The 14,440-nt window shown below is 57.7% G+C and carries 15 protein-coding genes; 7 read left to right on the forward strand and 8 right to left on the reverse strand.

The genetic code is table 11. From position 1 onward, the window contains the following. Position 1: 1 nt before the first annotated feature. From GOW48_RS12710 to GOW48_RS12730, 5 genes are read left to right on the forward strand one after another with little or no spacing between them, the layout of a single operon-like run. On the forward strand, positions 2–397 hold the full coding sequence (locus GOW48_RS12710) for a 6-pyruvoyl trahydropterin synthase family protein (protein WP_170754287.1): 396 nt from the start codon (positions 2–4) through the stop codon (positions 395–397). Continuing rightward, positions 381–1,160, forward strand: coding sequence for a methyltransferase domain-containing protein (locus tag GOW48_RS12715; RefSeq protein WP_170754289.1), 780 nt, complete (start codon positions 381–383; stop codon positions 1,158–1,160). The genes GOW48_RS12710 and GOW48_RS12715 overlap by 17 nt, the downstream gene beginning before the upstream one ends. A 36-nt stretch (positions 1,161–1,196) precedes the next feature. After that, complete coding sequence (locus GOW48_RS12720; protein WP_170355214.1) at positions 1,197–2,018, forward strand: RibD family protein; 822 nt, start codon at positions 1,197–1,199, stop codon at positions 2,016–2,018. Positions 2,019–2,042: 24 nt separating this feature from the next. Continuing rightward, on the forward strand, positions 2,043–3,023 hold the full coding sequence (locus tag GOW48_RS12725; protein ID WP_170754291.1) for a zinc-dependent alcohol dehydrogenase: 981 nt from the start codon (positions 2,043–2,045) through the stop codon (positions 3,021–3,023). Beyond that, the gene (locus GOW48_RS12730) at positions 3,020–3,841 is read left to right on the forward strand and encodes an inositol monophosphatase family protein (RefSeq protein WP_170754293.1); all 822 of its coding nucleotides are present in this window, start codon (positions 3,020–3,022) and stop codon (positions 3,839–3,841) included. The genes GOW48_RS12725 and GOW48_RS12730 overlap by 4 nt, the downstream gene beginning before the upstream one ends. A gap of 29 nt (positions 3,842–3,870) precedes the next feature. Here GOW48_RS12730 and GOW48_RS12735 read toward each other — a convergent pair whose 3' ends face one another. Then, positions 3,871–4,770: a LysR family transcriptional regulator gene (locus GOW48_RS12735; protein WP_170754295.1), complete on the reverse strand. Its 900-nt coding sequence runs from the start codon at positions 4,768–4,770 to the stop codon at positions 3,871–3,873. 112 nt (positions 4,771–4,882) lie between these two features. Between GOW48_RS12735 and GOW48_RS12740 the strand changes: the two genes are divergently transcribed. Continuing rightward, complete coding sequence (locus tag GOW48_RS12740) at positions 4,883–5,503, forward strand: glutathione S-transferase family protein (protein ID WP_170754297.1); 621 nt, start codon at positions 4,883–4,885, stop codon at positions 5,501–5,503. Between the two features lie 80 nt (positions 5,504–5,583). Continuing rightward, entirely contained in the window at positions 5,584–7,212 is a 1,629-nt protein-coding gene (locus GOW48_RS12745) for an FAD-binding oxidoreductase (protein ID WP_170754299.1), read from the forward strand. A 9-nt stretch (positions 7,213–7,221) separates the two neighbouring features. On the opposite strand, the gene GOW48_RS12750 is transcribed toward GOW48_RS12745, so the two are convergent. The 7 genes from GOW48_RS12750 to GOW48_RS12780 form a co-directional block, all read right to left on the reverse strand. After that, complete coding sequence (locus tag GOW48_RS12750) at positions 7,222–8,130, reverse strand: carbon-nitrogen hydrolase family protein (protein WP_170754300.1); 909 nt, start codon at positions 8,128–8,130, stop codon at positions 7,222–7,224. Positions 8,131–8,208: 78 nt separating this feature from the next. Continuing rightward, positions 8,209–8,622: a GFA family protein gene (locus GOW48_RS12755; RefSeq protein ID WP_170754302.1), complete on the reverse strand. Its 414-nt coding sequence runs from the start codon at positions 8,620–8,622 to the stop codon at positions 8,209–8,211. Positions 8,623–8,650: 28 nt separating this feature from the next. Further along, entirely contained in the window at positions 8,651–9,361 is a 711-nt protein-coding gene (locus GOW48_RS12760; protein WP_170754304.1) for a glutathione S-transferase family protein, read from the reverse strand. Then, positions 9,358–10,539, reverse strand: a complete 1,182-nt coding sequence (locus GOW48_RS12765) for a CaiB/BaiF CoA transferase family protein (RefSeq protein ID WP_170754306.1) — start codon at positions 10,537–10,539, stop codon at positions 9,358–9,360. Before GOW48_RS12765 ends, GOW48_RS12760 begins: the two co-directional genes overlap by 4 nt. An 88-nt stretch (positions 10,540–10,627) precedes the next feature. Further along, a complete protein-coding gene (locus tag GOW48_RS12770) occupies positions 10,628–11,533 on the reverse strand; it encodes a LysR substrate-binding domain-containing protein (RefSeq protein WP_170754308.1) in 906 nt (301 codons plus the stop codon). A gap of 382 nt (positions 11,534–11,915) precedes the next feature. Next, positions 11,916–13,445 carry an enoyl-CoA hydratase-related protein gene (locus GOW48_RS12775; RefSeq protein ID WP_234900849.1) on the reverse strand — a complete coding sequence of 510 codons (1,530 nt, stop codon included), beginning with the start codon at positions 13,443–13,445 and terminating at the stop codon, positions 11,916–11,918. Between the two features lie 48 nt (positions 13,446–13,493). Next, positions 13,494–14,414, reverse strand: coding sequence for a helix-turn-helix transcriptional regulator (locus GOW48_RS12780; protein ID WP_170754312.1), 921 nt, complete (start codon positions 14,412–14,414; stop codon positions 13,494–13,496). Between the last annotated feature and the right edge of the window lie 26 nt (positions 14,415–14,440).

Genomic DNA, 14,440 nt, shown 5'->3' on the forward strand with positions numbered 1-14,440 from the left:
TATGTTTGCTGTTGAAGTCCGCGACCATGTAATGATCGCGCATTCCCTACCCTCTCCTGTTTTTGGCCCCGCGCAAGGGATGCACGGCGCGACCTTCGTGGTGGATGCGGCGTTTTACACCGAAGATCTGGATGAAAACGGTCTGGTCGTTGATATCGGCTTGGCCACCGAGGCTCTGGCCAACACGCTTGCCCCGCTGCGCTACGCCAATCTGGACGAAGTCCCCGCGTTCAAGGGCAAGATCACAACGACCGAGTTTCTTTGCTATCACATTTGGGATCAACTCAAGGCGGTCGCAAAAACCAGCGGATTGGGCGACAATGGCCGCGTCAAACGCATTCGGGTGCAGCTGCACGAAAGCCATGTGGCGCGTGGGTGGCATGAAGCAGACATCTGAAACCAGCTTTGAACCGGATTGGCTGAATCTTCGGGAACCAGCCGATCACCGGGCCCGCGATCCAAAACTGCTCGCTAGTGCCGCAAGCTGCGTTCAAGATGGGTCCATTGTACTGGATCTGGGCAGTGGCACCGGATCAACGGCCCGGGCATTTGTTCAAGCAGGGTTCGGCAAGATGCGTTGGCGCTTTTTCGACAACGACGCGACCCTGTTGCGTATTGCAAGTGATCGCCATCCCGAAGCCGAATGCGTCGTCGGCAATCTCGGTGACGTAAAAAATCTGCCGCTCGGGGACGTCGGCCTGATCACGGCTTCGGCCTTGTTCGATCTTATGCCCGAAAGCTGGATCAATGCTCTGATCCTCCGTGCAGCCGAAGCGGACATACCAATCTACACGGCCCTGAACTACGATGGCCAAATGAGCTGGACGCCCAACGACGAACGTGACTGTGTCGTCACTCGGGCGTTCAACTGGCACCAGACGAACGACAAAGGTTTGGGACCAGCGCTGGGGCCGTTATCCGGGTCACGGTTTGCGGAATTGAGCGAAATAGTGGGCTACACTGTTGCTTCCGCACAAAGCCCGTGGCGGTTGGGGCCGCAAGAGACTCAACTGCATGACGCAGTTTTAGACGGAATCGCGCAGGCAGCCCACGAGGCGGGCGAGAAACACGCCCTCGATTGGGGAATAGACAGGCGGGGCGCGGTCGCAGAAACGCTTGGGACGATTGGGCACACTGACCACTTATCGGTACCACGATGACAGTCGCTCAACTCTATACAGAATGCGGAGAAACCAATGCACGACATTGACGTAACACCCAGGGTTTGGGACCGCATTCTTGCCGTTCGAGCGGGTCATGGTTGTCTGTGCGATCCGGATTGGACGGAAGGCGAAAAGCGGGCCATCTCTGTCTATGGAGCGTTAGCACAGCCGAATCCCTCGGGTCAGGTGATCGGGCAGATCGGGCAATCACTGGACGGACGGATTGCAACTGTTTCGGGCGATGCCAAAGACATCTCTGGTCGTGAAGGGCTGGTACATTTACACCGTCTACGGGCTTTGTCGGATGCGGTTGTGATCGGCGTTAAAACTGCACTGCATGACAACCCACGCCTCACCGTTCGCCTCGTAAAAGGACAAAATCCGGTCCGCGTGATCATTGACCCAAACGGGAGGATGCCAAACGATATCGGTCTGATGCAGGACATGAACGCCCGGTGCATAGTCATCCAATCGGTAGATGCACCGCGTCCTGACCATATCGAAGTGGTCAAGTTGCCCCGCACCCATTGGATTTCGCCGGCACAAATCCTGAGCGCCTTGCGTCAGCGTGGATTGAAACGCGTCTTGATCGAAGGTGGCGGCATCACGATTGCTCAGTTTCTTGAAGCAGGGCTGCTGACCCGGCTGCATGTCGCGGTTGCACCCCTATTGATTGGGGCCGGACCACAAGGGCTGACCACATCACCGGTCGCTAGCCTGGCGCAGGCCCTTCGGCCTAAGACGGACGTCTATGGTTTGGGTACTGACGTGCTGTTTGACTGCACACTGGAACCTCGACATGAACAAGTGGCTACCTACCCCTTACCCTGCCGGACCGCTGCTCATGCGTCCTAACGCGAATAAGTTGAACTATAAACAATGACCGCCAACCCAGAACCGCCAACACGGGCTTTATGGATTACTAAAGCCGCTAGCACTGAAATACGCGAAACGGACATCCTTGATGGCCCGGACCATATACAAGTGTCCACCCTGTTCTCGGGCATCAGCCGGGGCACCGAACGGCTTGTGTTTCACGGTCAGGTACCGCGCAGCGAACATGACACCATGCGTGCGCCGTTTCAGCAAGGCGATTTCACCTTCCCCGTCAAATATGGCTACTCGGCTGTTGGCACCGTTCAATCCGGACCGCGTGAGGGTGAGACTGTATTCGCGCTATATCCCCACCAGACACGGTTCAGCATACCCTCACATGCGGCCATTTCGATCAATCCATCCGTTCCTCCTGCCCGCGCCGTGTTGGCGGCCAATATGGAAACAGCATTGAACATCATGTGGGACGCGGGCGTTTGCGCAGGCAGCAAAGTGACCATTGTTGGCGGCGGTGTTGTCGGCGCGCTGACCGGATACCTGTGTGCCAGAACGCCCGGAACCGAGGTTTGCATAGTGGACATCGACCCGGACAAGGCCGCGCTTGCCGGACAGTTGGGTTGTGCTTTTGCCACCCCCGAAAACGTGCCCGAAGACGCAGACATGGTCATCCACACCTCAGCCACCTCAAGCGGATTGGCGACAGCAATAAACGCTGCCGGTGTCGAAGCAACAATCATCGAAGCCAGTTGGTATGGTGATCACCTCACGACCGTGCCGCTTGGTGCCCAGTTCCATCAAAGGCGGTTGCGGATCATCAGCAGCCAAGTCGGTCGTATCCCCGCACATATGGGAGCGCGCTGGGACTACAAAAAGCGGCTAACCAAGGCGGTTGACCTGTTGGCAGACCCAGTTCTGGACGTATTGATTTCGGGTGAAACTGATTTCGCAGATCTTCCCGAGAACTACGGGTCTATTCTGGAAGATCCATCGACCCTCTGCCATAGAATACGGTATTCCAACAGATGACGTTGCCGCAGGAAGTTACTCCTTGGCTGTCGCCCAAGGCGTCTGAACACATGCAAGCGATGGCACGGGCCGCGCTTTGCGCCGGGGCCGGGTTGCAACAAGCCTTCAAGACCCGCGACACGCTAAACATTTCGCAAAAATCCAAAGGCGATTTCGTATCCGACGCAGATCGCACGGCAGAAGCGGAAATCAATCTGCACCTGACCGCGACCTATCCCAAGTATGGTTGGCTCGGTGAAGAGACTGGCACGCGCGCGGGCATCGGAACGGCTTTGCAATGGGTGGTGGATCCGTTGGACGGGACGACGAATTTCCTCAAGGGTATTCCCCATTGGGCCATATCCATAGCGTTATGTGATGGCGACGATGTACTGGCTGCGTTGATCTACGATCCCCAGAAAGCCGAAATGTTCACAGCCGAACGCAGCTGCGGCGCATTTTTGAACGGGCGACAGATAACGGTCAGCGGCGAAGGTGATCTGACCGCAGCTTTGTTTGCCACTGGCGTCCCTGCCGGGGGGCGTGTGACCTATCTGAAACCTGCCCTTCAGGACCTTGAACGACTTATGCCAGAGTGTGCCGGTATTCGCAGAAACGGCGCTGCGGCCCTTGATCTTGCCTATGTCGCCGTCGGGCGGCTTGAAGGGTACTGGGAGCGGAACCTGGGCCCGTGGGACATTGCTGCAGGAATTCTGTTGGTACAGGAAGCCAAAGGGGTCGTGCAGCCGCTTTGGCCGGATCAAGACATCTTCTCGTCAGGCTCTTTTCTGGCAAGTAACGCAGCCTTGGCAAATACGTTCCGCAAGTTCATTGTCTGAGATGACCTTAGACAAATCCCCCCGCCTGGTCACGCGCCTGCGTTTGTGATGAGGTCGTCGTTTGCAAGGTGGTCGATCAGGTGCCGGACGCGGGTCGTCATACGGCGATTTTGCGGGAAAAGAGCGGCGACGACATAAGGTGCCACACGGTAAGTAGAAAACAGTTCGATCAAAGCACCCGACCTGAGAGCCTCAGCTACTGTGTAAGCAGGACATCGTGCGATCGCCACACCATCCATCGCAAGACGCGCCGAAGCTGCGGGGGCATTGGCGCGCAACCGTCCGCTTACCGGAACCGCCACATCTTCGCCTTTGATATCGAACCGCCACAGCCCGGGCTCGGACATGTTCCCGTCAAGAATGCAGTCATGTGTCGCCAGGGCGCGTGGGTCTGTCGGCGTGCCTGCGCGGTCCAGATACGCGGGGGATGCGCATACGATTAAAGGCATTTGCCCCAGTTGACGCACTTTCAGTGAACTGTCGCGCATCGGACCTATCCGGATAGCGAGGTCCAGACCCTCATCAATGATCGACACCCTGCGGTCGGACAGGTTCAGGTCAATCTCGACCTCGGGGTGCTGTGTTGCAAAGGCCGCAAGTGACGGCGCAAGCCGCACCGAGCCAAAGCCGGTCGGCGCAGAAATCCGGATTACGCCGCGCAGTGATTTCTGGGCGTTTCGGACTGTTTCCTCAAGTTCGTCAAACCCATCCAGCAGCGGTTCGCACATTGCCAGATACGTCGCACCCGCATCTGTCAGGGATACGCTGCGTGTCGTACGGTTCAAAAGCTGCACGCCCAATGCCTCTTCCAGATCAGCAACATATTTGCTGACCAGTCGAGATGAACGCCCCATCCGCTGCGCCGCCAACGTGAAAGAGGCATTTTTTGCCACCAGCGCGAATGCGCGCATTCGATCAATCTTGTCCATTTCATTGCGCCCTTTCAGGGCCTAATTATTCGCAAAACCTGACAATTATCATCCAACTTCGCAAGAGTTATCTGTCCGTCAGACACAGCTTATGAATGACAGGAGCCAACAGATGTCCAACGCAGTTCGTATCCACCATTTCCCGAAATCAGGTCACGCGCATCGTGCTTTGGTCTTCGCCCAGCTCGCAGGAATTGCGCACGAGGCCATCTTTGTTGATCTGGCTGCCGGAGAGCACAAGACACCAGAATTTCTGGACATGAACCCAAACGGTCAAGTGCCGGTCTTGCAAGATGGCGATGTCGTCGTATCGGATTCGAACGCAATTCTGGTCTACCTTGCCCGGAAATATGCGTCTGACTGGATGCCCAGCGATCCAGTCGGAGAAGCTGCTGTCCAGAAATGGTTGACCCTTGCCGCAGGTGAAATTGCATTTGGGTCATGTGCTGCACGTTTGATTACAGTCTTTGGTGCTCCGTTGGATGCTGATTTTGCCGCGGCCACCGCAGACAAGGCAATGAAAAAGCTAGAAAATGGCCTTGAGGGGCGTGATTGGCTGGTTGGCGACCGCCCGACCATTGCAGATGTAGCTGGCTATTCCTACACCGCCCACGCGCCCGAGGGGAATGTCTCGCTTGACCCTTACCCGAACGTACGGGCCTGGATCGCGCGTTTCGAGGCCCTGGATGGCTTTGAACCGATGCCCTCCACCGCTGCGGGCCTCGTGGCCTGAACCAAACCTGCCCGAAACTTGAGTGTAAAGAGCTTCGGGCAAGGGTTCCCAGTGTTGGGAAATAAAGAAGGAGTGAACCGATGGTCGACGCAGATACCCCATTCCATGCCGGTGAACTGGCCGCACAAAAACGCGCGGGCGCGGATAATATTGCCACCATCGGAACACGCTATATACGCGACTTCATGCCCGAACAGCACCGTACGTTCTATCAGGCGCAACCGTTTCTCGTCGTCGCCTCAGATGACTTGGAAGGTCAGGTCTGGGCAACAATCATCGAAGGGCCTGATGGGTTCATCGGGTCTCCTGATCCGGAACGCCTGACGTTGGATACACAAGTTGACCCGCTGGATCCTCTGGCACACTGCCTGCAGGAAGAGACCGATATTGGGGTGGTCGGGATCGAACTGGCCACAAGACGCCGCAACCGTCTTAGCGGCCGGACCCGACGTTCGGACCAAGGGCTGATCATAGACATTCGCCAAACGTTCGGAAACTGCCCGCAGTACATCAATGAACGCGATTGGTGGCGCGCGCCGAGAACCGTGCCCACAGAAGCCCAAGAATCCGACCATCTCAGCCCCGGCCAAATCGCTCGCATCCGTGCCGCTGACACGCTTTTCCTAGGGTCCGGTCATCACGCCCCGCAAAAGGCGGCCTCGGATGGGTACGACGCTTCGCATAGAGGCGGCGAGCCGGGGTTCGTGCGCGTGATCAGCCCAACCCGGTTGCGCATACCGGATTATTCCGGGAACAACTTTTTCAACACGATTGGAAATCTGCTGCAGGACCCCCGTGTCGGATTGTTGTTTGTCGATTTCGCAACCGGTGGACTTTTGCATCTGACCGGGCGCGCCAAGATCGACTGGGCGCCCGAAGAAGCGCGTGATCCAAACATTTTGCGCATGATCGACGTTACGATCGACGCGGTGATTGAACGGACCGAGGCACTTTCGTTACGTTGGTCAACGGACCCTGCCCCGTCGCAAAACCTGACCGTAGTCGACAAGAAATCCGAGGCCGAGGGGATCACATCGTTCCACCTCGCTCCGGCCGAGGGCGATACTCTGTCACCCTTTCAAGCCGGGCAGCATTTGCCGATCGCCCTCGAAATACCTGCGCATGATGTAAAGATACGTCGGTCTTATTCCCTGTCGGGCAAACCCGGTGAAGACACTTACCGGATCACTGTAAAGCGCGAGCCAGGTGGGGCTGCATCGCAATTCCTACACGACAGCATCAAAATAGGAGACACGATCGAAGCCCGCCCTCCGGCTGGTGATTTTCTGATACCTGATTCAACACGCCCTTTGGTTCTGGTCAGCGTGGGTGTTGGTTTGACACCAATGATGGCCATGCTGCATCGGTTGGCGCAACAGAATACCGGACGCCAGGTATGGTTCGTGCATGGCGCACGCAACGGTCGTCACCATGCACTGTCCCAAGAAACAGACCGCCTGATCTCGGCGACCCGCGGCGCACGGAAACGCGTGTTTTTCAGCCAGCCCGAAAGCAGCGATCTGGTTGGTCGTGATTTCGACGCAGAAGGCCGTATCACGGCCGCAGAGGTTCTGGCGCTCGATGCCGGTGCGGATGCGCTTTACATGCTTTGCGGTCCCGCCGGATTCGTGACTGATCTGAAGTCAGGTTTAGAAGCTGCCGGAATAGACGGAAGCCAAATCCACTATGAAACCTTCGGCTCTGCCTGACCGCTGCCGTTAGTCCAACCGCTGTTTGCTATGGTTGAGGCTAAGGATGTCGCGACGGCTGTAATGCCCTGCCGGGTCCAGTTTCAGATGTGCGGCGATAACCTGATCCACATCGATCTCAGCATAGAGCGTGATCTCTTCGCCCGTGACTGGGCCCGCAATCAATTTGCCACCGGGTGCCGCGATCATGCTACCGCCGTCGTTGATGACATCGCGCCCCTCGGTTACGTGTTTTCGCAAGGGGAAGCTGTCAGGAATGTCACTGCTGCGCAGCAGACCCGAAACCGAAACAACATAAACTCGCCCCTCCATCGCGATGAATTGTGTGATGTGGTCGGTTACGTCCAGATCACCTGGCCATGTTGCGATATGCAACTGTTCTCCCTGCTGGTACAGCGCTTGCCGGGCCAGAGGCTGCCAGTTTTCATAGCAATTCAAACCGCCGACCCGGATGCCTTTCCAATCCTGAACAGCCAGACCATGCCCATCCCCATCGGCCCATAGCAGCCTTTCGTGAAACGTCGGCTTGAGCTTGCGATGCACATTCACGACACCCTTGTCGGGCAGGATTGTCACCAACGAGGCATAAACCGAACCGCCCGAACCAGCCCGTTCAACGATCCCGGTCATGACGGCAACGCCAAGGTCAGTTGCCTCGGCACAGATCGCAGCAATCTCGGGGCCGTCGGTCGTAATCGCGGACTTCAGATAGGCCACATGCCCGATCTTCAGCAGCTCGTCATTATGGGCCACGCTCGGGGCGCGCAGCCATACGGGATAGCCGGACAAAAACACCTCGGGGAAGACAACCAATTCGGCCCCACTGGATGCGGTATCCCGCAGCAGGGCGATCAGCTTGTCCGTGCTGGCCTGTGGATCAAGAAAGACCGGAGCGGCCTGAACAGCGGCAACTTTCATAAGGCAATGTCCTGCTCGTTTTAACTATGACCCGCGCATGATCTCATCAGGCACGGGCCAGGGTGTCAAATCAGACGTTTAACCCGGATTGGCCGGCGCTTTGTCCATATCATCCGAAACCGGGCCCCAGGGTTGCGCAGAATTGCACCAGATCTGGATCGAGGGCTTGACCCATGAACTGTCCTGCAACGTCCCGGCCTTTACCGCCGCAAGGTCACCAAAGGCCGGCATCTCGGTCGACAGGGGCGAGCCGCAATTGCCGCAGAAATTACGGGTCACCGGCTGCCCGGATGCCCCGTTCATCACATAGGTCCTGCGGCTGTCACCCTCGAATGCGATCGACGCGGTCGGCACCAGCACATTGGTCGAATAGGCCGAGCCGCTTTGCCGCTGGCAATCCGGACAATGGCAGACGACCATCATGGCAGGCTCATCGGCGCTGGAACTATAGGTGACCTGTCCGCACAGGCAGCTTCCTTCGATCTTGGGCATTGGTGTCTCCTTGCTGATGGTTCTGGTTTTATTGGGATTTCTCTTTTGTTGGCATCAGGTGGGCGGCCGATTGATTGAACAGGGTTTCGTTCTGCTGCGCCGTGGCTTTGCCCGTGAACTGAGCGTTTTTGTGCAGGTTGATCGCATCACGAACGGCAGGGCGTGCCTTGATCCGTTGACGCCAGGCGGCAACGTTTGGAAAAGCATCCAGTGAAACGCCCAAAGGTTTCGCGATGAAGGCCCACGGAAAACACATCATATCTACGATCGTATAGCGGTCGAACATATACTCGCGCCCCTCAAGCCGGTTCTCTAGGACCGCCAGAGACCGTTCGAACTCGCCCTTGTATCGCTTGTGGGAATAGGGCTGGTCCTTCGGCGCATAGTTCACAAAGTGGCTCAGTTGACCGCCCATCGGACCCTGATTGGCTGCCTGCCAGAACAGCCATTCGGTAAAGGCGATCCGCTCGCGTGGGGTTTCGGGGCCGAATTGGCCGCTGCGATCTGCCAGGTGCAACATGATGGCGCCGCTTTCGAAAACACTCAGCGGGCCACCGTCTGCGTCATGGTCCAGAATGGCCGGCATCCTGGCGTTTGGGCTGATTGCCAGAAAGTCGGGTTGGAACTGGTCGCCACCGCGCAGGTTCATAAGAATGGTGCGATGATCCAAACCAGTTTCGGCCAGCATGATCGCGACTTTCCAACCGTTCGGTGTGGGGGAGTAATAGAAGTCAATCATGATGCATCCGCCAGAGGGTTTGGGGTCAGGCTCGCGCGGACCTCGGCAGTGTGTTCGCCCAGTTCCGGCGCGGGGCGCAAGTCGGTCGCCGGAGTACCATGAAACACGGCAGCCGGCCGGGTCTGCCGCAGGCGACCGGCAGTCGGGTGGTCATATTCGACGAACATACCATTGGCCTCGAGCTGCGGATGTTGGCGCATCTCGCGTCGTGTCAGGACAGGGGCACAGGGGACACCCGCCTCTTCCAATGCAGTCAACAACGTGTCACGGTCAAGGTCACGCACCATCTCTTGCGTCAAGTCCAGCCGCGCGTCCCGGTTGATGTCGCGCAACTCGGTCGTTTTAAAGCGTTCGTCGTCGATGATATCAGGGCGACCTGTGGCATGGGCCAGAGCCTCCCAATGTTTGTTCTGCATGATCGAAATACTGAGGTATCCGCCTTTCACCTCATAGATCAAATCATGGAAAGACTGGCTGGCCTCAACCTCCATCTCATCGCCCACAAAGGTGTGGCCGTTCATGTCCGAGGCCCAGAGGAAAGCCGCCACTGTGTCCAGCATCGACAGCGTGACCTTCTGGCCCTTTCCTGTGCGTTCGCGGGCAAACAGCGCGGCGGTCACCGCCTGACTGGCCTGTACCGCCGTCAGCTTGTCGGGCAGGATCGTGCGGACCAGACGCGGACGCTCCTCGTCCGATCCGGCCTGAACCGTGGTCAGCGCCGATAACGCCTGTATCAGCGGGTCATAGACAGGCTTATTGGCCAAAGGTCCGTCGAACCCGAACCCGGAAATGGACATATAGACCAGCCGGGGGTTGAGCACACTCAGCACTTCATAGCTAAGCCCAAGACGATCCACGACACCGGGGCGGAAATTCTGGATAAACACGTCGGCGTCCTGCACCAGCGTCTTGATCATGGCGATATCATCGGGATTTTTCAGATCGGCCACCACCGAGCGTTTGTTGCGGTTATTGTTCAGGTAAGAGGCCGAATGTCCCCCTCGGCGAGTCGCCACGTGACGGGTAAAGTCGCCGTCGGCGCGTTCGATCTTGATTACATCGGCTCCCTGATCGGCAAGGATCATCGTGCTCATGGGGCCGGAGACAACGGCGGTCAGATCAATGACCCTAATGCCCGACAGGGGGCCGTTGCGCTGAATGTCACTGTGCTGGGCCATCGCCAAACTCCTGCAAACCTTAGTTTGAACCTAGGTTGCGAAGGAACAGGTTTGTACTGCAAAAACCTCAGCAAGAGTTGAAAAAAATTCAATTCCTTTGCGTCAGCAACCAGTCATGGAACCGCTTGACATCGGACCGCATGGCACCATCGGGCCGCGCAACATAATAGCCGATATTGTCGGCGTCGGGCAGATCAAAAGGCGCGCACAGAACGCCAGCCGAAAGCAAAGAATCCACCAGCGGTCTGCGGCCCAACGCAATACCCAAACCGTCCTGTGCCGCCTGAATCGTCAATTCATAGGTTTCAAGACTATACCGCTGATTGGCCGCCGGAGGTTGAAACCCCCGCGCCTGGCACCAGTGATCCCATTCTGCATCCACGGTCGTATTTGCCAAAACCCGCTGGGTTTTCAAAACTTCCGCCAGCGCCATACCCCCAATCGTCTGAGCAAACGCAGGCGACATCACGGGCACGATGACTTCGCGCATAAGCGGAGTTACAACCGTTTGAGGCCACTCGCCCATTCCCCGCCGGATTGCCAGATCAACATTTTCCCGTTCTAGATCAACCACACGTGTTGTGGTGACCAAATTGACCTCAAGATCGGGGTGGCTACGTTCAAGATCGGAAAGCCTCGGCAACAGCCAGCCGGCTGCAAAAGACGGCGTCAGAGTCAAAGATATCCGCTTGCGCCCCGGCATCGAACGGATGGCCTCGGTCGCGCGCAGTATCTCGGACATCGGCCCTTTGATCTGATCAAAAAACTGTGCGCCATCGGCGGTCAGAAACAGACGTCCCTTGCGGTTTTCGACCAACCGGACCCCCAGTTCGGATTCAAGCGACTTGACCTGGTGGCTGATAGACGACGCCGAAACTTGCAAGCGTTCCGCTGCCTTGACGGCGCTGCCGGTCAAAGCAACTTCGTAGAAGGATTTCAGCCCACCAAAAGGCGGGAAATAATCATGTGGAATGCGCGGTCTGAACTTGGACATGGCGACATCTTAGCCCTCGTTCGGGAGATGAACAGCCAGAACAGATCAAATCCCTTTCGCACAGTTTATGACTATCTCATACAGTGTTTAGCAAACCAGAAAACGCTGTTTGGTTGATGACTCCGTGACGCCTAATCACTCGCGTCGTATTACCTTTCCGGGCGTTTAACCTTGTTCCTATGCGAATGCACAGAACATCGGCACAAGCAGTGAATTCCGGCGTCTGGGGATCGACCTGAAAAACGGGCCTATTTCTCTCAAAACTGGCGAATTCAGAAAGCCCACTCCGGGCTCAAGCCGCTGTTTTGACATCTCTTCCTCAGTTCATGAGAACTCTTCTTCCAACAATCCCGAACGTCTGATCTTTTCTAAACAGATAAGTTTAACTGTGGGTCTCTAAGTGTAACTTGGTCGGAAACCGGTCAGACAGGCAGAAGTTGTTTTCCACGCAACATCGCAGGGAAGGGCTGGGTTCCCAAACCAAACTGTCTTCGTTCGCATAGGTATCCAGACGCGCCAAGATAGCTTCAGCCCCGATCGTATCCGCATAAAACATCAACCCACCACGCCACCGTGGGAAGCCACAGCTTCTTACGGTAACAAGATCAATACTTCGAGCGGATAAGGCAATTCCTTCGTCAAGCAGACCAACCGCTTCGTTGATCATCGCACATAGCAGCCTGTCCCTGATCTCCTCTTCAGAATAGTCACAGCGGGTGATCCCTGCGAAATGTGCTTCCTCCAATGCCAGGTCGGCCACGATCGGGTCGTCAACCTTCCCACCCCCGCCGGGATATCGATACCAGCCTGCTCCGACCTTTTTGCCCAGCTTGCCCAGCTCGAGCATCCGGTCCGCGATGGGAATATATCGGCGGTTCGGGTCGCGCGGGGCGTTTTCGCGACGATTGGCTAGAGCAGTGTCCACACCGGTCAGGTCCTGCGCCTCGTACGGACCCATGGTAAAGCCGAATTCGACCATGGCCTCGTCCACCTCCCACGGGGTCGAGCCATCCATCAGCACCGTATCCGCCGCTTCGTGGTACCGCGCGAGAATGCGATTTGCGATGTGGCTAGTGCTGGGGGCGTCCTGCCCACGCACAGCGCGTTCCGTAAAGAAGATATGGCGCAGGGCGCGGGCTTGTGCGCCTTGCCGCAGGTCCAGAAACGCCGCGCGTTCCTGGGCCATTGCGTCCGACAAAGGGGTTGTGGCGGACAGGGCCACCAGATCAATCGCCCGAGGCGGCGCGATCTGGTGGGGCATCCGCTGCGTGACATCGGCGCGCGCGGCCGCAATCGCCGTATCATCTGCGGCGGGCCGGTCCCGTAATCCGGGCGGTAAAGACAGCTCCAGCGCGCCTATATCCAAATGTTGCGCAACATCCACCGGATCCTCTGCGATACCATCCACCAGCCCCAAGGCTTCGGCCTGTTCAGCGGTGAGGGGCTTGCCGGTTGCAATCAAATCAACCGCAGCCGCAATCCCGATCAAGCGCGGCATGCGTTGCGTTCCGCCCGCGCCGGGCACCACGCCCAGCGTCACCTCGGGCAGGCCAATCCGGATACCCGGCGCCGCGATCCGATAGCGGCAGGCCAGCGCCAGTTCGCACCCACCGCCCAACGCAACCCCCGTGATCGCCGCAACCCAAGGCACGTCCGAGGCCTCGATCCCATGCAAAATTTCCGGCAAATGCGGCGCAACTGGCGGCGCGTCAAACTCTCGCGCATCCGCACCCGCAGCAAATGCGCGCTGCGATCCATGCAGTACCACCCGCGACAGACCTTTCTGTGCCTGAACCCAAGCCAACGCATCCCACAGGCCCTGGCGAACGCTGAGACCGATGGCATTCACAGGCGGGTTGTTCAGCCTGACAAACCCGACGGCCCCCTGACGCCAGACATCCACGGCCATCATCGGCTCCTTCTGCGTTATAGTTCACTTATGTGCGGATATAGACCTAGGTCACGCATCCAACAGCTTTTGCGTCCGGATCATCGTCACCAATTCATCCAGCGACTGGTCCAGCGCCCGCCCCGACGTGTCCAGCATGAACCGCGCCCGCGCATAAAGAACCTCGCGGCTGGCCAGGATCGAGGTCAGCTGCTCCATCGCGTCGGCATTGCCCGCCATGGGCCGCTCATCACCCTGCGCGCGCACCCGGTCCATATGCTCCTGCGGCGAGGCCTTCAGCCAAATCGTATGGAAACTGGACAGCAACTTGTTGAGCGTCTCGGGCTCGGACACGATGCCACCGGCCACGGCCAGGATCACGCGGTCATAGTTTTCGATGACCCGATCCAAAGACCCGGCCTCAAGCTTGCGATAGCCTTCCTGCCCGTAAAGGGCGAGGATCTCGTCAATCGGCATTCCGCCATGCAGGGCGATTTCTTTGTTCAGCTCCAAAAACGGCGCATCCAGTTGTTCAGCCGCAAGTTTACCAAGCGTCGATTTCCCCGCACCGCGCAAGCCAATCAGACAGACGCGCTGTGCCCTTCCACCCTGATCGCTGCCCGGCGAGAGCGCCTGCAACACCTGATCACGTGTTTCGCTATCGGCGGCAGAGAACAATTCGGCCACGCGCAGGCTGGTGGAGTTCCACGGATCTTCGGCACCCACGAACCACTCGATCCGGTGATCCAACGAATGCGCCACACGTTGCAGCAACCCGATCGAAATATTCCCCGTCCCGGATTCAAGCTGCGCCAGATAGCGCTGTGACACGCCCGAGCTTTCGGACAGAACCCGACGAGAAATGCCTTTGCGTTCACGCGCGCTGCGGACCCGTTCGCCCACCTGCACCATCAGCGCCAAGATGCTGCGTTCGATCTCGGAATCTGTGTCAATCTGGGTCGACACCCCGCTGAAGGTTGTAATTTCCGCCATGTTTCGCAATTCCGAATGTGTATAAT

The organism is Ruegeria lacuscaerulensis (assembly GCF_013033355.1).
Lineage (GTDB): Bacteria > Pseudomonadota > Alphaproteobacteria > Rhodobacterales > Rhodobacteraceae > Ruegeria > Ruegeria lacuscaerulensis_A.